Source organism: Parabacteroides sp. TM07-1AC, assembly GCF_003480915.1.
GTDB classification, from domain to species: Bacteria; Bacteroidota; Bacteroidia; order Bacteroidales; family Tannerellaceae; genus Parabacteroides; species Parabacteroides chongii.
This window is the reverse complement of the sequence record NZ_QUKD01000018.1, coordinates 1-18,569: the sequence shown is the minus strand read 5'-3', so window position 1 is coordinate 18,569 and position 18,569 is coordinate 1. Positions and strand designations below refer to the sequence as shown.

The 18,569-nt window shown below is 44.0% G+C and carries 16 protein-coding genes; 6 read left to right on the top strand and 10 right to left on the bottom strand.

What is annotated here, in order from left to right:
- The first annotated feature begins 313 nt into the window (after window positions 1-313).
- The 4 genes from DXD68_RS23750 to DXD68_RS23730 all read left to right on the top strand — a co-directional run bounded on the left by DXD68_RS23750 (window position 314) and on the right by DXD68_RS23730 (window position 5,208).
- Window positions 314-907 (top strand): HU family DNA-binding protein, encoded by a 594-nt coding sequence (locus tag DXD68_RS23750; RefSeq protein WP_122363911.1) that lies wholly within the window; start codon window positions 314-316, stop codon window positions 905-907.
- Window positions 908-1,471: 564 nt separating this feature from the next.
- Window positions 1,472-3,541, top strand: coding sequence for a cation:proton antiporter (locus tag DXD68_RS23740; RefSeq protein WP_122363910.1), 2,070 nt, complete (start codon window positions 1,472-1,474; stop codon window positions 3,539-3,541).
- Window positions 3,542-3,687: 146 nt separating this feature from the next.
- Window positions 3,688-4,434 carry an MlaE family ABC transporter permease gene (locus DXD68_RS23735; RefSeq protein WP_122363909.1) on the top strand — a complete coding sequence of 249 codons (747 nt, stop codon included), beginning with the start codon at window positions 3,688-3,690 and terminating at the stop codon, window positions 4,432-4,434.
- A gap of 3 nt (window positions 4,435-4,437) precedes the next feature.
- On the top strand, window positions 4,438-5,208 hold the full coding sequence (locus DXD68_RS23730; protein ID WP_122363908.1) for an ABC transporter ATP-binding protein: 771 nt from the start codon (window positions 4,438-4,440) through the stop codon (window positions 5,206-5,208).
- A gap of 36 nt (window positions 5,209-5,244) precedes the next feature.
- Here the strand turns inward: DXD68_RS23730 and DXD68_RS23725 are convergent, their stop codons facing one another.
- The 10 genes from DXD68_RS23725 to miaB all read right to left on the bottom strand — a co-directional run bounded on the left by DXD68_RS23725 (window position 5,245) and on the right by miaB (window position 15,823).
- The gene (locus DXD68_RS23725; RefSeq protein WP_122363907.1) at window positions 5,245-8,157 is read right to left on the bottom strand and encodes a M16 family metallopeptidase; all 2,913 of its coding nucleotides are present in this window, start codon (window positions 8,155-8,157) and stop codon (window positions 5,245-5,247) included.
- Window positions 8,158-8,305: 148 nt separating this feature from the next.
- The gene (gene metK, locus DXD68_RS23720; protein WP_122363906.1) at window positions 8,306-9,592 is read right to left on the bottom strand and encodes a methionine adenosyltransferase; all 1,287 of its coding nucleotides are present in this window, start codon (window positions 9,590-9,592) and stop codon (window positions 8,306-8,308) included.
- A 249-nt stretch (window positions 9,593-9,841) separates the two neighbouring features.
- Window positions 9,842-10,033: a hypothetical protein gene (locus tag DXD68_RS23715; protein ID WP_122363905.1), complete on the bottom strand. Its 192-nt coding sequence runs from the start codon at window positions 10,031-10,033 to the stop codon at window positions 9,842-9,844.
- Window positions 10,034-10,073: 40 nt separating this feature from the next.
- Entirely contained in the window at window positions 10,074-10,541 is a 468-nt protein-coding gene (gene folK, locus DXD68_RS23710; RefSeq protein WP_122363904.1) for a 2-amino-4-hydroxy-6-hydroxymethyldihydropteridine diphosphokinase, read from the bottom strand.
- 11 nt (window positions 10,542-10,552) lie between these two features.
- A complete protein-coding gene (gene queA / locus DXD68_RS23705; RefSeq protein WP_122363903.1) occupies window positions 10,553-11,602 on the bottom strand; it encodes a tRNA preQ1(34) S-adenosylmethionine ribosyltransferase-isomerase QueA in 1,050 nt (349 codons plus the stop codon).
- Between the two features lie 32 nt (window positions 11,603-11,634).
- The gene (gene truB, locus DXD68_RS23700; protein WP_122363902.1) at window positions 11,635-12,366 is read right to left on the bottom strand and encodes a tRNA pseudouridine(55) synthase TruB; all 732 of its coding nucleotides are present in this window, start codon (window positions 12,364-12,366) and stop codon (window positions 11,635-11,637) included.
- Window positions 12,367-12,372: 6 nt separating this feature from the next.
- On the bottom strand, window positions 12,373-13,173 hold the full coding sequence (locus DXD68_RS23695; RefSeq protein WP_122363901.1) for an undecaprenyl-diphosphate phosphatase: 801 nt from the start codon (window positions 13,171-13,173) through the stop codon (window positions 12,373-12,375).
- Window positions 13,170-13,412, bottom strand: a complete 243-nt coding sequence (locus DXD68_RS23690) for a DUF3098 domain-containing protein (protein ID WP_122363900.1) — start codon at window positions 13,410-13,412, stop codon at window positions 13,170-13,172. The genes DXD68_RS23695 and DXD68_RS23690 overlap by 4 nt, the downstream gene beginning before the upstream one ends.
- Before the next feature lie 12 nt (window positions 13,413-13,424).
- The gene (locus tag DXD68_RS23685) at window positions 13,425-14,303 is read right to left on the bottom strand and encodes a cell division protein FtsX (protein WP_122363899.1); all 879 of its coding nucleotides are present in this window, start codon (window positions 14,301-14,303) and stop codon (window positions 13,425-13,427) included.
- A gap of 149 nt (window positions 14,304-14,452) precedes the next feature.
- Window positions 14,453-15,823: a tRNA (N6-isopentenyl adenosine(37)-C2)-methylthiotransferase MiaB gene (gene miaB, locus DXD68_RS23680; protein WP_122363898.1), complete on the bottom strand. Its 1,371-nt coding sequence runs from the start codon at window positions 15,821-15,823 to the stop codon at window positions 14,453-14,455.
- A gap of 252 nt (window positions 15,824-16,075) precedes the next feature.
- On the opposite strand from miaB, the gene DXD68_RS23675 reads away from it, so the two are divergent.
- Together DXD68_RS23675 and DXD68_RS23670 are read left to right on the top strand one after the other, a co-directional pair.
- On the top strand, window positions 16,076-16,489 hold the full coding sequence (locus DXD68_RS23675) for a hypothetical protein (RefSeq protein ID WP_122363897.1): 414 nt from the start codon (window positions 16,076-16,078) through the stop codon (window positions 16,487-16,489).
- Window positions 16,490-16,565: 76 nt separating this feature from the next.
- Window positions 16,566-18,062 carry an acetyl-CoA hydrolase/transferase family protein gene (locus DXD68_RS23670; RefSeq protein WP_122363896.1) on the top strand — a complete coding sequence of 499 codons (1,497 nt, stop codon included), beginning with the start codon at window positions 16,566-16,568 and terminating at the stop codon, window positions 18,060-18,062.
- Window positions 18,063-18,569: the final 507 nt, after the last annotated feature.

The window sequence follows — 18,569 nt, the reverse complement described above, 5'->3', positions numbered from 1 at the left end:
CTGGCAGACATTTTCTCCATTATTGCCGGGATTTACCATTAATGCCATCACTAAAAACAAGGTACGAAGAAGCTACTTGAGTCACAAGTACCCTATATTTATCAGAAAGATGCTATCCCTCGGTACAATTCCTTCCTTTCTGCTGTATATTTGTATTCAATCAAATATACGTTTAACATATATCAAACGAATAGAACACATATATGTTTCTTTCACTTGGTAATCGTTCTACTTTCATTCGATATTTATAGAACGATTCATTGTTCGGGATGAAAATTGGGTTTGGCTGGTATTAATTTAAAACACGATAACAATGAGTTTAAAATTCGGTTGGTACAAAACTCCGGTTCCGGGAGACAGGGAGGATAAACAAGTTCCCCATGCACGCATCATTTCACAAGGGACACTCGACACAAAGTATATGTGTAAAATGATCTCGATGTCGAGTACCATTTCTTCGGCTGATGTAAAAGGGGTATTAGAAGCTTTGAACTTCTGGATGGGATTCTGTCTGTCGGAAGGGAACAGTATAGAACTGGATGGACTGGGTTACTTTACCCCTACACTGAAAAGTAAAATAACCACCGATGAAAACGGTAAAAACAAGGTACAGGCAGAAATAGATTCCGTCAGTTTCCGTTGTGCAACCTCTCTGAAAGAACAGGTACGGGAAGCCGGACTCGAACTGGTGAAAAAAACGAATACGGAAAAGCTCCCGCAAGAACAACGCCTGAAGAATATCATGACTGAAGTGGAAGAAAACAAATGCATTAATCGTAGTACCTGCATGAAGCTGAACCGTTGTAATCAGTTCATAGCGCTAAACGACTTGAAACAACTGATAAACAGCAACAAACTGATACAGATCGGCGGAGGTAAACAGACAATGTATATACGTTCAGTGTAAATCTGAAATTTCGCGGCGGCGAAAATAACCGCCGCGAAATTTCAGATTCAAGCCAAAATAGCTTTATTCCCATACATTTGATTTATCCACTGATTTATCCACACAAAATAATCCGCACTATGATAAAAAGGACGGGCAGCAGACAGAAACATCTCTTGCATCATATGCTGTTATAATTATTTCATTTGAATTATTTGATTCGAATAATTCGGATTTAACCGTTTCACAAGGACATACAGCCATTTTTGTCGCCGTAAAATTTGTTATTCTACATCCTTTCTTTTACCTTTGTAACAGCCGTTAATGTAATGGCCATTAAATTAACGGGGATTAAATTAAGATGTGCATGAAATCGATCTTATCGCCCTCAACCGTTTTGAAGGGAAGGCATTGATAGCTGAAGTTAAGCGAAATCCAAATAAGATCAATATAGCTCGCCTATATGAGAAAGTTGCCTCCATAAAAAAACAATTATCGCATTACACATTGGAAATAAAAGGCTTGTCAATGCAGGACATGTAAATAGTCTAACGAAAACATTGAATAAACTAAACCTCCGTCGATATGATACTACTCTCGAACATAGATTTCACACTGCCGCTGGCAGATCCGGTATTGAAGTTTCTGCTGATACTGCTGATCATCCTGGCGGCTCCGCTCCTGTTGAACAAACTTAAAGTACCGCCTCTGCTGGGGCTGATCATTGCCGGCGCGATTATCGGACCAAACGGGTTTAACCTTGTTTTGCGCGACAGCAGCATCATTCTGTCGGGTACGGCAGGCTTGCTTTATATCATGTTTCTGGCAGGGCTGGAAATCGACATGGGTGACTTCAAGAAGAATAGCGGGAAAAGCCTCGTTTTCGGAATGTACACGTTCCTTATTCCTATGATATTAGGAACGGCGGTAGGATTATGGGTACTTAAATTCAGCATGGAGACATCCGTATTGCTTGCCAGCATGTTCGCCTCACATACATTGATTGCCTATCCGATCATCAGCAAACTGGGAATCAGTAAAAACAACGCGGTCAGTATCACTGTCGGGGGAACCATGATCACGGATACACTGGCTTTATTGGTGCTGACCATCATCGTTGGAATGGCAACAGGGAATGCCGATGATGCTTTTTGGATACGCCTGGGTATTTCCATCGTTGTTTTCGCATTGATAGTCCTGCTGGTATTTCCTTTTATCGGACGATGGTTCTTTAAACGGGTACATGATAATATCTCACAGTATATCTTCGTACTGGCGATGGTCTTTTTCGGGGCATTCCTGGCACAGTTGGCAGGGATGGAAGCGATCATCGGCTCATTCCTCGCCGGACTGGCACTGAACAGGCTGATACCGCAAAGCTCGCCGCTGATGAACCGGGTCGAGTTTGTCGGTAATGCGATCTTTATTCCGTTCTTCCTGTTGAGCGTCGGCATGCTGATCGACTACAGGGCTTTCTTTACCAGCTTCGAGACGATCAAGGTCGGCATAGTGATGATCGTTGTCGCTACGGCTGCCAAATATGCAGCCGCGTGGCTGACACAAAAAACATTCCGGCTGTCGGTAGACCAGCGAAGCGTCATCTTCGGGTTGAGCAATGCACAGGCGGCGGCAACCCTGGCAGCTGTCATGGTCGGATATAATGTGATCCTCGGGACCGATGCTAATGGAGATCCTATCCGCCTTCTGAACGAGAGCGTCCTGAACGGAACGATCCTGATGATCCTGGTGACTTGTGCAATTGCCTCTTTCTCCGCACAAAAGGGGGCACATAATATCGCCATAAAAGAATCAGAAGAAGAAACGGAAGAGAATGAAACGAAAGACGAACATATCCTGATACCTGTCAGCAATGAAGAGACGGTAGAAGAACTGGTCAACCTCAGCCTCGCCGTTAAATCGAAAACAAACACCAGCGGCTTATATGCCATGAAAGTCATTGACAACCAAAGTTCGGACGACAAGACACTGAAAGCGTCCAAACGGGTGTTACAAACAGCTATCGATACGGCAGCAGCTACCGACACGAGACTGAAAGGGTTGCTCCGCTACGACCTGAGCATCTCCAATGCCATCACCAGCGTAGTAAAGGAACGGGAGATAACCGACCTGGTTCTCGGACTGCATAAAGAAAAGGATATTCCGGCAGCCTTCCTGGGCAATATCGTTGAAAACGTATTACAACACAGCAGTGTTACCACCTTTATCTACAAGCCCGTACAACCGCTCGCCACCATCAAGCGCCATCTGATTCTCATACCGGACCAGGCAGAAAAAGAAATCGGCTTTATAGCGATCATGAACCGGATATGGAACGTGTTGCAGAACACCGGAGCCAAAGTGGTATTCTACGGCTCGGAAGACACGCTGAAAGCGATAAAAAAAGTCTTTGCCAAAAGAGCCGGCGAAATATCGTATACGAACTTCAGCGACTGGGACGATTTCCTGATTGTCTTCCGGGATGTGAAAGCAGACGACAGCATGTGGGTGATATTCAGCCGGAAAGAAGGACTGTCTTACGATCCCGTAATGCCGCGTATCCCCGGATATCTGAACAAATATTTCCAGGGCAACAGCTTCGTCCTTTCCTACCCGATACAGGCGAGCATGGATGAAAGTACACGGTATCTGACTTGAAGAAATTAAAAATTGAGAATTGAAAATTGAAAATTACGGGTGGATGGTCGACAGTTTAGTAAGCTATAAAATCATAAACCGTGAACTGTTGTTGACATATTTCAGTTATATTTGCAGACTGGAACAGATAAGTAATCAATAAAATAATGAACAAAGCATTACAAAGAATGGGAGAATATGTCATGTTGATGGGGAAATCCTTATCGATCCCTGACAGATGGAGCATGTTCTTCAAACAATTGATAAAAGAAATTTATAAACTGGGAGTCGATTCGCTTTGGATTGTAATTATTATCTCAGTCTTTATCGGTACGGTTATCGCCATTCAGATTTCACTGAACATCAGTTCTCCGCTGATCCCGAAATTCACGATCGGATATACGACCCGTGAAATTATCCTGCTGGAATTTTCATCTTCTATCATGTGTCTGATCCTCGCCGGTAAAGTCGGCAGTAATATCGCTTCCGAGATCGGAACGATGCGTGTCACGGAACAGATAGACGCGATGGAGATCATGGGTGTCAATTCGGCGAATTTCCTGATCATGCCGAAGATTGCCGGCCTGATGATCTTTATACCGGTACTGGTTATATTCAGTATGTTCACAGGTATCCTGGGAGGTATTGCTGCCAGTCATTCGACAGGTACGGGTATGACACCAGCCTCTTTCGAATATGGATTGCAATTTTATTTCAATGAATTCTATATCTGGTATTCTATTATTAAATCTGTCGTTTACGCTTTCATTATCTCATCCATAGCCGCTTATTTCGGTTATTATGTGAAAGGAGGAGCACTCGAAGTCGGTAAAGCGAGTACGAATGCAGTGGTAATGAGCAGCATCATGATTCTGCTCGCAGACGTAATATTAACCCATTTAATGCTTACGTAAAAAATGATAGAAGTAAAAAATATAACGAAATCGTTTGAGGGCCGTAAGGTATTGAATAATATCAGCGCTGTCTTTGAAACAGGAAAGACGAATCTGATCATCGGACGAAGCGGTTCGGGTAAAACCGTTCTGATCAAGAACATTATCGGCTTAATGAAACCGGATTCGGGAGAAATACTGTATGACGGACGAGACCTGACATCCATGAATAAACTGGAACTGAACATGCTACGCAGGGAAATGGGAATGCTGTTCCAGGGATCCGCCCTGTTTGACAGTATGACTGTTCTGGAGAATGTCATGTTTCCACTTAACATGTTCTCAAAAGACTCCTCTAAGGAAAGAGAAAAGAGGGCTATGTTTTGCCTGGAACGTGTCAACCTTTCGGAAGCAGAACATTTATACCCGTCGGAGATCAGCGGCGGTATGATGAAACGTGCAGCCATTGCCCGTGCGATTGCGCTGAACCCGAAGTATCTTTTCTGTGACGAGCCGAACTCCGGACTGGACCCGAAAACATCGTTACTGATAGACGACCTGATTCATGATATTACGACGGAATATAAGATGACGACCGTTATCAACACCCACGACATGAACTCCGTAATGAATATCGGAGAAAACATCATCTTCATCAAGGAAGGCGTAAAAGAATGGCAGGGCACGAAAGAACAGGTTATCACCTCCAACAATAAAGCACTGAATGACTTTATTTTCGCTTCCGACCTATTCCGGAAAGTGAAGGAAATAGAAATGCAACAAGAAGAAGGATAACAAAAAACTCCGGTCGAATGACCGGAGTTTTTTTATTTAATACCCGAATATCTCCTCTTTACTCAGTTTGGTAATCGGTCCGTACTGGCCCAGGGATTTCAGATCCAGATCTTTTTCATCTCCCAGAACACAATACGTATATTTACGTCCTTTCACCCATTTTTCCTGGAATGCTTTAATATCCGCCAAAGTCATGGACGGGACTTTTTCATACAGTTCCTTCCGGCTGTCGGTAGTCAATCCCAAATCCTGAGCATTCAGATATGACCATAACACGCCCGATTTCGTAATACGTTCAGTACGCATACGGGTTATCAGAGCGTCTTTTGCCAGATTAAACGCTTTCTCCGATTCCGGCATATTGTTGATGATATCATCGAATGCTTTCATCGCATCGATCATCTTGTCATTCTGGGTGGCAATAAACGTACGGTATACATACGGATATTTCAATTTGGAAGGAGTGATCAGGAATGCCCCGGCAGAATAAGCCAGACCACGGGCTTCACGCATCTCCTGGAAAACGATAGCATTCATGCCACCACCGAAATATTCGTTATACATGTTCAATGTGGGCTGAACGGACGGATCGAATTTCTCTCCCCGGTTGGATACAGCAGAGAAATAAATCTGCTTGGCATCGTATTGAGCCAACAGCACTTTATTTTCCGGTGTTTCCTGTTGTTTGAACTCGGTTGCTGCCGGAACAGGAGCCAGTTTCTCCGGAACATTATGATACTGATTAACGATATCCAGCAATGCCTGTGTTTTTTCAGGACCATAATACAGGATCTTATGTTCGTAGGTATTTATCTTGCGGATACGGTCAACCAGCTCCTGAGGATCCATCTGCTGTAACTCGGCAGTGGTCAGGACATGCGTAGACGGAGACTGCGGCCCCCAGATGGCATACTGGATCAGTTTGTTGAAATTCTGTCCCTGGTTCAATTTGGCATCCGCCCGTTTTTTCAGAATATCAGCAGCCAAATTACCATAAGTGTCTTTATCCACCTGGGCATCCGCCAAAATTTCTTCAAAGAGAGCCATTGCCTTCGGCATATTTTCTTTCAATCCCTCCAGCATGACATATGTACGGTCCGAGCCGGGGAAAACGTTGAAATAACATGCCAGACGATAAAATTCTTCATTGATCTCTTTCAGGCTTTTCTTTGAAGTTCCCAGATATTTCATGTATTCAAAAGCCGTACCCATCGCCTTATCGTTGTTGGTGCCCATCTCAAAGACATACATCAGAGAGAAAATATCGTTCGTCATGTTCTGTTTGTAAAGGACAGGAATATCCGATTTGGCTGTCAGCTTCTGCAAATCCTTGTCATAGTCCAGAAAGACCGGTTCTATCGGAGCCACCTCGGCAGCCTGTATCTCTTTGAGGAATACACTCGAACTGTCACGGTTCATTACGATAGGAGTAATTTTAGGCTTGTCGATTTTCTTTTCATTCGGGTCCTTTCCTTCTCTTTTATAGATTAAGGCATAATTATCTCCGAAATACTTATTGGCAAACTCGACAATCTGCTGTTTGGTAACCTTGCTCAAACGATCCAACTGGGCTACCTCATCTTTCCAGTCCACCCCGTTTATGAATGCAGAAACGAACATATCCGCACGGCTGTTGTTATTATCCAGCCGATACATCTGCATCAACTTATAATTATTGATCGCCGCTTCCAGTAATCCTTCATCGAAATCACCCTTTTTCAGTTTCTCTATCTCTGCCAGGAAAAGGTCTTTTACATCATCCAGGGTTTGTCCCTGTTTCGGACGGCCACTCATTACAAAAGCATTATAATCGGCCATACCATATGTTCCGGCGTAACAACTCAGCACTTTCTGCTGCTGAACCAGATCCACATCCAACAAACCTGCTTTGCCGTTATTCACGATCTCGCCGGTGAGGTTCAGCAAATCTTCTTCCGGAGACGATGCGCCCGGAAAACGCCATCCCAAAGTCACATTTTCAGCATCTACGCCCAACACTTCTTTTACAACCGGTGCTTTGATCGGCGATTCGTGAGTCACCGGCAATTTCGGTAAATTCGGGTTCGGCTGCAGATGACCGAAATATTTATCGATCACCTCAATCGTCTTATCCGGATCAAAATCACCTGACATACAGATTGCCATATTATTGGGCACATACCAAGTAGCATGATAGTTCTTGATATTGGTGATAGACGGATTTTTCAGATTTTCCTGAGTTCCCAAAACAGTCTGTGTTCCATACGGATGATCCGGGAAAAGAGCACTCAGTACAGCTTCATACACCTTACGGCCATCGCTGGTCAGAGACATGTTCTTTTCTTCATAGACAGTCTCCAGTTCCGTATGGAAGCCGCGGATCACGTTGTTCTCAAAACGGTCTGCCTGGATTTTAGCCCAGTTGTCTATCTGATTGGAAGGGATATCTTCCGTATAGACAGTCATGTCAAATCCCGTATAGGCGTTGGTTCCGTTGGCTCCGATAGCCGACATCAACTTATCGTACTCATTGGGAATCGCATATTTGGATGCTTCATAGGATACGCTGTCGATCTGATGGTAGATAGCTTTCCTTTCAGCCTCATCCGTAGTCTTCCGGTATACTTCAAACAGTTGTTCGATCTGGTCGAGCAGCGGTTTTTCCGCCTCATAGTTCTGAGTTCCGAACTTTTGTGTACCCTTAAACATCAGATGTTCAAAGTAATGTGCCAACCCGGTCGTTTCAGCCGGGTCATTTTTTCCGCCCACCCTGACAGCAATGTAAGTCTGAATACGCGGGGTCTCTTTGTTCACGGTCAAATACACTTTCAAGCCGTTATCCAGCGTATAGATACGTGCTTTCATGGGATCATTAGGGACCGACTCGTACTTGAACGGAGAGGTCTCCTTACATGCTGCCGCCAGTAATATAATCATGGCGAGCGAGAGAAGCTGAATAATTCTACGCATAAGATTTAGATTTAGGGATTACTTAGATGCCAAATATAGGGATTTATAAATAAAAAGATTTCATAAAGGACTAAATTCTTGGTTTATAAACAAAAAAAAGCGATTATAACTCACGTTATAACCGCTCCCTCTTATTGTTATCCGGATATCAGAGTCCGAATGCTTCTTTTACTTTATCCACATAATCCAGTTTCTCCCAGGTAAACAACTCCACCTCGCAAATAGTAGGTTCCGGGTTATAACGGGAAGTAAATGTCTTGGTAACAAGCTCCGGCTTACGTCCCATATGTCCGTAAGAAGCTGTTTCCAAATAGATCGGATTACGCAATTTCAGACGCTCTTCGATTGCTTTCGGACGCATATCGAAAAGATTCCATATCTTCTCTGCGATCTCGCCGTCCGACAGTTTCACATTGGCACGTCCAAACGTATTGACGAAAATATTCATCGGTTTGGCTACACCGATCGCATAAGAAACCTGTACGAGCATTTCATCAGCAACACCGGCAGCCACCAGGTTTTTCGCAATATGACGGGCAGCATAGGCAGCGGAACGGTCCACTTTCGAAGGGTCTTTTCCGGAGAATGCACCACCGCCGTGGGCTCCTTTTCCACCGTATGTATCCACGATGATCTTACGTCCTGTCAGACCTGTGTCACCGTGAGGGCCGCCGATCACAAACTTACCGGTCGGATTGACATGATAGATGATATCGTCGTTGAACAAAGCCTGCACATGAGCCGGATACTGGGCTTTTACGCGCGGAATCAGGATCTTCTTCACATCAGCTGCAATCTTCTTCTGCATAGCGATGTCGGCTTCCTCCTGGCTGATGCCTTTCGGACCGATAAACTCATCGTGCTGCGTAGAAACAACGATCGTATCGATGCGCAACGGCTTGCCGTTGTCATCATATTCAATAGTAACCTGACTCTTTGCATCCGGACGGAGGTAAGGCATCAGTTCGTTCTCGTTCTTGCGGATGTCTGCCAGCTCCCACAACAAACTGTGTGAAAGGTCGAGAGCCAGAGGCATGTAGTTTTCAGTTTCATTCGTTGCATATCCGAACATCATTCCCTGGTCACCCGCACCCTGGTTGTAAGGGTCTTCGCGTTCAACACCGCGGTTGATATCACCGCTCTGTTCATGGATAGCAGAGAATACGCCGCACGATTTGGCTTCAAACTGATACTCGCTCTTCGTGTAACCGATCTTTTCGATCACACCGCGTGCCACTTCCTGCACGTCTACATAAGCACTTGATTTAACTTCTCCAGCCAAGACAACCTGTCCGGTTGTAACAAGGGTTTCGCAAGCAACTTTCGAGTTCTTGTCATAGGCAAGAAACTCATCCAGCAAAGCATCCGATATCTGATCGGCTACTTTATCGGGGTGCCCTTCGGACACCGATTCGGAGGTGAATAAATAACTCATTACTTTTTAATTGAAAATTGAAAATTGAAAATTGAGAATTAGATATCAGACATACCTAGAATCAATCAACAACAGACAATCGATTATTAATAATGAATTGATAATGGAAGGAATCTGTTCGCCGGAACGGCTAAGAAAAGAACTTGTTTTTAGCATTTTTTCCTGTGGTTGCAAGCAATACAAATCTATCCACATCAATTCGGAGGCAAAGATATAAATAATTGACAATTGATAATTGATAATTGACAATTATTTTTTCTTCTTTGTGTTACGAAGTGCTTTTTTATACTTGTATTCGGCTTTCATCTTTGCCGAACCCGATTTATGTGTACCTTTCAGAAAATCAGAGTATTTTATTTTTTTTTCACCGACATTTTCTTCTGAGGCTTTCTTCTTGAAAACCATTCCTCCACCGGTCAGGATCTTTTCTATGTCATTCATTGCTTTATCTTTTATAGTTCTATTTGAAAACAGTATGAAGTTACAAAATGTTGTGTTCCCGGATCAGGGATACAATTGTCTTTTTAAACACCGGATGAACCACGCTCGGAGCTATTTCAAGTAACGGTTCCATCACGAACCGGCGATCCTGCATCAACGGATGCGGCAATGTCAGTTCCGGCGTCTGCAGGATCAGATCGTCATACAGCAGAATATCGATATCGATGATGCGGTCATGATAAGTACCGTTGCTTTTCTGCGTACGTCCCATTTCCACCTCTATCTGCTGGGTCGCTTTCAGCAGCTCCAGCGGGGATAAAGAGGTTTCGAGCCGTAAAGCGGCATTCAGGAACGTATTCTCCGACTGAAATCCCCAGGGTTCGGTTTCATAAAAACCGGAAAGGGCGAGAACATCTCCCACCCTTTCAGCTAACAGCGCAGCGGCTGTTATCATATTCCGTCTTCTATTTCCTATATTCGTACCTAAAGCCAGGTATGCAATAGCCATAAACGTACGTCTTAAATGATCAACATTGCATCGCCATAAGCACCGAAACGGTATCCTTCTTTCAATGCCACCTCATAAGCATCCATGATCAGGTCATATCCGCCGAATGAAGCAGTCATCATCAGAAGCGTAGACAACGGCATATGGAAGTTGGTGATCATGCTGGTAGCCACACTGAAATCGTAAGGAGGGAAAATGAACTTATTCGTCCATCCTTCAAACTCTTTCAGATGCCCGTCCGTGCTTACAGCCGTCTCTACCGCACGCATCACGGAAGTTCCGACAGCACAGATCTGGCGACCGTCGTCCTTGCCTGTATTTACGATATCCACAACGTCTGCATTCACGATCATCTGTTCGGAATCCATCTTATGCTTGGTCAGGTCTTCCACATCGATTTCACGGAAATTACCCAATCCGGAATGAACTGTCAGGAAAGCGAAGCGGCAATCTTTGATCTCCAGACGCTTCATCAATTCGCGACTGAAATGCAGACCGGCAGCCGGAGCCACTACCGCACCTTCTTCCTTGGCGAAGATATTCTGGTAACGGTCTTCGTCGTCCGCTTCTACCGGGCGATCGATATATTTAGGCAGCGGAGTCTCTCCCAGCGCATACAATGCCTTCTTGAACTCATCATGGTTTCCGTCATACAGGAAACGCAGAGTACGGCCGCGTGACGTTGTATTGTCGATCACTTCGGCAACCATCGAATCATCCTCTCCGAAATAAAGTTTATTACCGATACGGATCTTACGGGCCGGATCAACCAACACATCCCAAAGACGAAGGTCTTCGTTCAGCTCACGCAGCAAAAACACTTCGATACGTGCCCCGGTCTTTTCCTTATTACCATATAGACGGGCAGGAAAAACTTTCGTGTTGTTGAAGATGAATACATCTTTTTCTCCAAAATATTCCAACAGGTCTTTAAAGACTTTGTGCTCGATCTCTCCGGTGTTACGGTGTACAACCATCAACCGGGATTCATCTCTGTTCTTTGCGGGATGAAGAGCGATCTGTTCCTGCGGTAAGTTAAATTTGAATTTAGATAGCTTCATAATGTTACTTTATTTATTTTCTTTTATTCTTATCATTTTTCTATCGAAGTCGCTCCGGCTTCATCAGCCACACGATCTCCAACCGCTTCATCCAGAAAAGCATCGATATCTTCCGGATTCATGCATTTATCCAATGTAATATCTCCGATCCGGGTACGCTCCAATCCGATCAGATGGGCTCCCGAATGCAGAGCAACGCCGATATCACGCGCCAAAGCACGGATATAAGTACCCTTACTGCATACCACACGGATTTTAATGACCGGCAGGCTGCATTCCAACAGTTCCATCTCGTCGATCACCAGCGTCTTTGACTTCAACTCCACTTCTTCACCTTTACGTGCCAGTTCATAGGCACGCTTCCCATCCACTTTGCAGGCCGAAAAAACAGGAGGGATCTGCTGGATCGTCCCTACAAACGAATTCAGCACATCCTCTACCATCTCCCGGGTAATATGTTCCGTCGGATATACGGCATCTATCTCTTTCTCCAGATCAAACGAAGGTGTCGTTTCCCCGAGTTTCAGGGTTGCCACATATTCTTTAGTCTGGTACTGAAATTCATCGATCCGCTTGGTTGCCCTCCCGGTACAAACGATCATGACCCCGGTAGCCAGCGGATCCAGCGTTCCCGCATGTCCGACTTTTATCTTTTTTACTTTCAGCTTCCGCGATAATTTATAACGGAACTTGTTCACCAGATCGAACGAAGTCCACGTCAGCGGCTTGTTAAAATATAAAACCTCTCCTGCTATAAAATCCATTCTATATTACTTCATCAATGTACATGCAATAGTGATCAGCCCGACTATCGCACAATAAATAGCAAAGTAGATCAGCTTTCCTTTTTTCACGATATTGATCATCCACTTACAAGCCAGACAACCGGAAAGGAAAGCAGCTACAAAACCGACAACCAGCGAAAGCGTCGGAATATCTCCGGCAATATCTTCGCCCTTTACCAGCTTCAACACATCCAGCAGGGCTTCACCCAGAATCGGGGGAATAACCATCAGGAAAGAGAATTGAGCCAGTTTAGCTTTATTATTACCCAGCAGCAAACCTGTAGCGATCGTTGTTCCGGAACGTGAAAGTCCGGGCAGAACGGCACAAGCCTGAGCCAAACCGATAATAAAAGCGTCTTTCATCGAAAGATTTTCTTTCTGCCGGGGTTTTGCATAATAGGAGAAAGACAGTAATGCCGCCGTTACCAGCAACATGCAACCGACTATCAGCAAACCCGAACCGAAGATCGCTTCGACTGTATCTTTGAAAAATACTCCGACAATACCGATCGGTATCATAGAAATCAGGATATTGATCACATAGCGTGTTTCACTGTTCATCTGAAACTTGAACAATCCGCGGAATATCCATTCGATCTCTTTCCAGAGTATCACTAATGTACTAAATACCGTAGCCACGTGGACTACGATTGTAAAAGCCAGATTCTCTTCTCCTTCAATTCCGAACAGCGCCGATCCGATTGCCAGATGTCCGCTGCTGCTTACAGGAAGATACTCTGTCAGTCCCTGTACGATCCCCAGCACCAAGGCTTCAAACCAACTCATTCTACCGCCTCTTTATTTTTGCTGTTTTTCAGGATTCCTACAATCATCAGGCCGAAACCGATCATCGTTACTACCGGAGCAACTACAATACGACGTGTACTGAATATTTCCGGGTTAAAACTGGTTGTATCGGCAGAACCACCCCCACTCATCAACATAAAACCAATAATGATCACTGCCACAGCAACTGCGATCAGAATAAAATTCTCTTTTCCGAAAGCAAAATCTCTCTTAGCCATCTTTTCTGTTTATTATATATAATACAACTTATCAACACCCATACGGAGGTACTTGTTTACAGCCAACACGGTAGCCGTCACCGACAACAGGATTCCGAGCAAGAACACTGCTCCAAAAACCACCAGCAAAGCCTTCACATCCAAAAGCTGAATAAAACCGTCCAATTCGTGCTGTAAATAATATAACGAACCGGTCAGCATGAATATTGCCAGGATGGACGCAAAAATACCGCTAACGACATTATAGCGGACAAAAGGACGCCTGATAAAACCGGAAGTAGCCCCGACCAGTTTCATCGTATGGATCAAAAAACGTTTGGAATAGATCAGCAAACGGATCGTATTACTGATCAGGACAAACGATATAGCCATCAGCATAACTGCCAGCGTAAGCAGGATAATGCCCAGGCGTTTCATATTATCGTTCACCATCTGCATCATATCCTTACGATAGAGCAGGTCAGAAACGGATGTATATGTTTTAATTTTCTTTTCAATATGCTGCAGGCTGTCCGGATTGGCATATTCGGAATGCAACTTTACTTCTATAGAAGCTTGCAGAGGGTTAAAGCCCAGGAAAGTCTCGGGATTTTCTCCCAGTTCTTCTTCCAGTTCTTTCGCAGCCTGTTCTTTCGAAATGTATTCTGTGGATTTAATAAAAGGAAGTGCGTCCAGGCTTTTCTGCATCTTCTTGATGTCGGCCTCCTTCTGGTTATCTTTCAAAACAATGGAAAAGGATATATTTTCCTTCACATAAACCGATAACTGATTCCCCAGCAGTCCCATCAACAGAATCAACCCGAGTAAAAACAATACCAGGGCTATACTTATAATAGATGTAAGACGAGAATTAAAGAAAGAAACCGAGTTTACCTTATTATTTTCAGCCATCAGACGTAACCTTATTATTATTCAATAAATTGGGGAGATACGCACAGAGCGCATACCTCCCAATTTTTCTGCAAAAGAACGAATAAATTGTGAGACAGACAGCGGATTACGATTATTTAACCATTTACAAACCTGCCTGTTCACACAGATCATTCTACCGGTTCACCAAATAAGGTGGCTGAAGAAGCCCGGGTGATCCGTACCTTCACAAACTGTCCGACTTTATAATTTTTCTTATCGAAAATAACCACTTTGTTCTGGCTGGTACGACCGAACAACTGTTCACGTGAACGTTTGGAGAACCCTTCGATCAGGACTTCGAACTCCTTGCCAATATCGCGCAGGTTGCTTTCTTCGGATAACTGATTCTGCAGGTCGATCATTCCCTGCAAACGGCGTACTTTCTCTTCTTCCGATACGGTATCCGGAAGATGCTTGGCTGCATATGTTCCCGGTCGTTCCGAATATTTGAACAGGAAAGCCGCATCATACCTCACTTCACGCATCAGTGAAAGTGTCTCCTGGTAATCCTCTTCCGTTTCCGAATGGAAGCCGCAGAACAAGTCCGTGGCAATAGACGCTTCGGGAACGATGCGGCGGATGGCTGCGATACGGTCCAGATACCATTCGCGGGTATATTTCCGGTTCATCACCTTCAGTATCTTCGAACTTCCCGACTGGGCAGGCAGATGTATGTACTTACATATATTATTATGGGCGGCAATCACACGAAGCGTATCGTCACTCATGTCTTTCGGATGAGATGTCACAAAACGGATACGCATATTGGGAGCCTCCAAAGCCACGCGTTCCAGCAACATCGGGAAAGTAACAGTTTCATCCTCTTTTTCAAAAGCATAAGAATTTACATTCTGTCCCAGCAGGGTCACTTCCTTAAAACCCTTGTCACGCATATCGCGTATCTCATTCAGGATACTCTCCACATCGCGGCTACGCTCACGACCACGGGTATAGGGTACAATACAATAAGTACAGAAATTATTGCATCCGCGCATGATCGACACAAAACCGGATATATGCACGCCTCCCAATTTCAGCGGCATGACATCTTTATAGGTCTCCTGCGTAGACAGTTCCACATTGATTGCTTTTTCACCATGCTCCACTGCTCCTATCAGATTCGGCAGATCCATATAAGAATCCGGTCCGACAACCAGGTCTGCATGATGCACATGGATCAATTCTTCCTTCACCCGTTCGGCCATACACCCCAGTACACCGATAATCAGCGACTTCTTTTTACGTTTAAGCGACTGGAAATACTGTAGCCTTCCGTAAATTTTCTGTTCTGCATTATCACGCACAGAGCAGGTATTCACGAAAACAGCATCCGCTTCTTCAATTTTGTCAGTCAGGGCATATCCGTCCATTTTCATTATGGAAGCGACTACCTCACTGTCCGCCACATTCATCTGGCACCCGTAGGTCTCGATGAACAATTTTTTCTCCTCAAATCCGGCTGCAGATTTTAAGTCTGCGCCATTTTCCTGATTCGTCATTTCGTCCTTGTTAATAAAATTTAAAATCTTACATTCTATAAAAATAAACCCCCAAAGGTTTGCACAGTTCAAATCTGAGAGCTATATTTGCATACGAAAAACGTAAATTTTTTCATAGTTAAGGTTTTGGTTAAATCGAATAAGGGTGGCTGTGAAGTTACCCTTATTTACTTTTATACCGTTTCTATTACTCTTCTCTTTCACTATTCAATTATTATTCCTACATTTGGACTGCAAAAATAATCAAAAGTTATGGATAACTTAGGCGATTGGATCTATATTGTTTTCCTGATAGTTGCAGCAGTGAGCGGTTTATTCAGTTCAAAGAACAAGAAAAAGCGCCCGACTCAGGTGCTGGGCCAACCTGAATACGAGCCTGCTAAAGAGGAGCATGCTCCCTCTGGCAAAGGCTTTTGGGAAATACTGGAAGAGGCTACCACTCCTCCTGAAAAGAAAGAAAAAAAGAAAAAGAAAAAAGAGATACGGCAACCGAATCCTTTCCTGGCTGCCGAACAGGAAATCCACAAATCCAAAGTCAGTTCATCCCCGATCACGAATTTTCCGACCGAAGAGGAACATGCCCTTTTAGAAGATATTGAGTTCAATAACGCTGAAGAGTTAAGAAAAGCTGTTATTTACTCAGAAATACTTAACCGTAAGTATTGATCTATATTCTTTTTTAATACCTTTGCAGCCGTTTAGCTGACTAACAAGTATTTATCTAATATAAAAAAATAATATCATGGCTTTAAAATTCATCACAGCTGAAGAAGCTGCTTCGTTCGTACATCACGATGATAACGTAGGATTCAGTGGTTTCACCCCTGCCGGATGTCCGAAAGTTGTTCCGGGAGCCATTGCCAAAAAAGCGATGGAAGAACACGAAAAAGGTAATCCTTTCCAGATCGGTATGTTTACCGGAGCTTCTACAGGCGACAAACTGGACGGCGAACTGGCACGTGCAAATGCAATCAAATTCCGTACTCCATATCAGTCAAATAAAGACCTCCGCGCACTGTTGAATTCACACGGAGCGCAGTATTTCGATATGCACCTTTCTGAACTGGCACAGGACCTGCGCTACGGTTTCCTTGGAAAAATCGATGTAGCGATCGTCGAAGCTGCCGATGTAACGGAAGACGGTGAAATCGTTCCTACCAGCGGTGTCGGTATCCTGCCGACTATCTGCCGGATGGCTGACCGTATCATTATCGAATTGAACAGCCGCCACCCAAAAGAGATTCGCGGCATGCATGATATTTATGAACCGGCAGATCCTCCTTATCGTCGTGAAATTCCTGTTTATACTCCGTCAGACCGTATCGGGACTCCTTACGTAAAGGTTGATCCTGCCAAAATCGTCGGTATCGTTAAAACAGAAGAACCGAACGAAGGCGGTAAGTTCTCTCCGCTGGATGACGTTACAATGGCTATCGGTAAGAATGTTGCCGACTTCCTGGTGAGCGAAATCAAAGCCGGTCGTCTGCCGAAAGAATTCGTTCCTCTGCAGAGCGGTGTAGGCAACGTTGCCAATGCTGTTTTAGGCTGTATGGGAGCCAACGAAGAAATTCCGGCATTCAATGTATATACTGAGGTTATCCAGGATGCTGTTATCAGCCTGATGAAAGAAGGCCGCGTTAAATTTGCCAGCGGTTGCTCTTTGTCTGTAAGTAATGAAGTGATCCGTGAAATTTATGCAAACCTCGATTTCTTCAAAGACAAGATTCTTCTTCGTCCGCAGGAAATTTCCAACAACCCGGAAGTTGCCCGCCGCTTAGGTCTGATCGCTATCAACACAGCGCTGGAAGCTGATATCTTCGGTAATATCAACTCTACTCACGTATCAGGAACAAGAATGATGAATGGTATCGGTGGTTCAGGAGACTTTACCCGTTCAGCTATGCTGTCTATCTTTACAACACCTTCTACTGCAAAAGAAGGCAAGATCAGTGCTTTCGTTCCAATGGTATCCCACCTGGATCACAGCGAACACTCCGTGAAGATCATCATCACAGAATACGGTGTAGCCGACCTGCGTGGCAAATCTCCGATCGAACGTGCCAACTGCATTATCGACAATTGCGTGCATCCGGATTACAAGCCGTTATTGAGAGAATATCTGGAAATGGGTGTGAAAGGCCATACTCCGCAGAACCTGAAATGTTGCTTCGCTTTCCACGAAGAACTGGCAGCAAGCGGCGACATGCACAATGTAGACTGGAGCAAGTACAACAAGTAATTGCTACCTTATATAATATAGGAAATCCCGAAGTGTTTTCATTTCGGGATTTTTTTTGCCCCATTTTCAACTGCAGCCGGCCTAAATCTCGTTTTAAACGAACCTTTAACCCGTTTTAAACAAGAATAATTTCGTTTTAAACGAGATTATGCTTCGTTTAAAACGAGTTTTCATTAGCAAATTTAGCCATTGTATATTCAAAGTAAAAAGATGATATACCGATTTTATACCGTAACAAAATCGTATGTATTAAAAATTATAACGGAGAGTTGTATAAATTTGTCAATGCAAATAATTCACTAACAGGCAATAACAATTCAACCCTTTTAAACCATAAGTCAGGATTTTCATCAGCTACAGACGCTTACAGACAAATAATTTATCTACTGCCAATCTCCCGCCTCTACGAAAACGCTTGTATCCGATGTTTTTGTTGATGTGAAGTCATTAATAATAAAAGATAAAGAAGAGCATACACAAAAACATTGACAAAGTCTTTGAAGAACT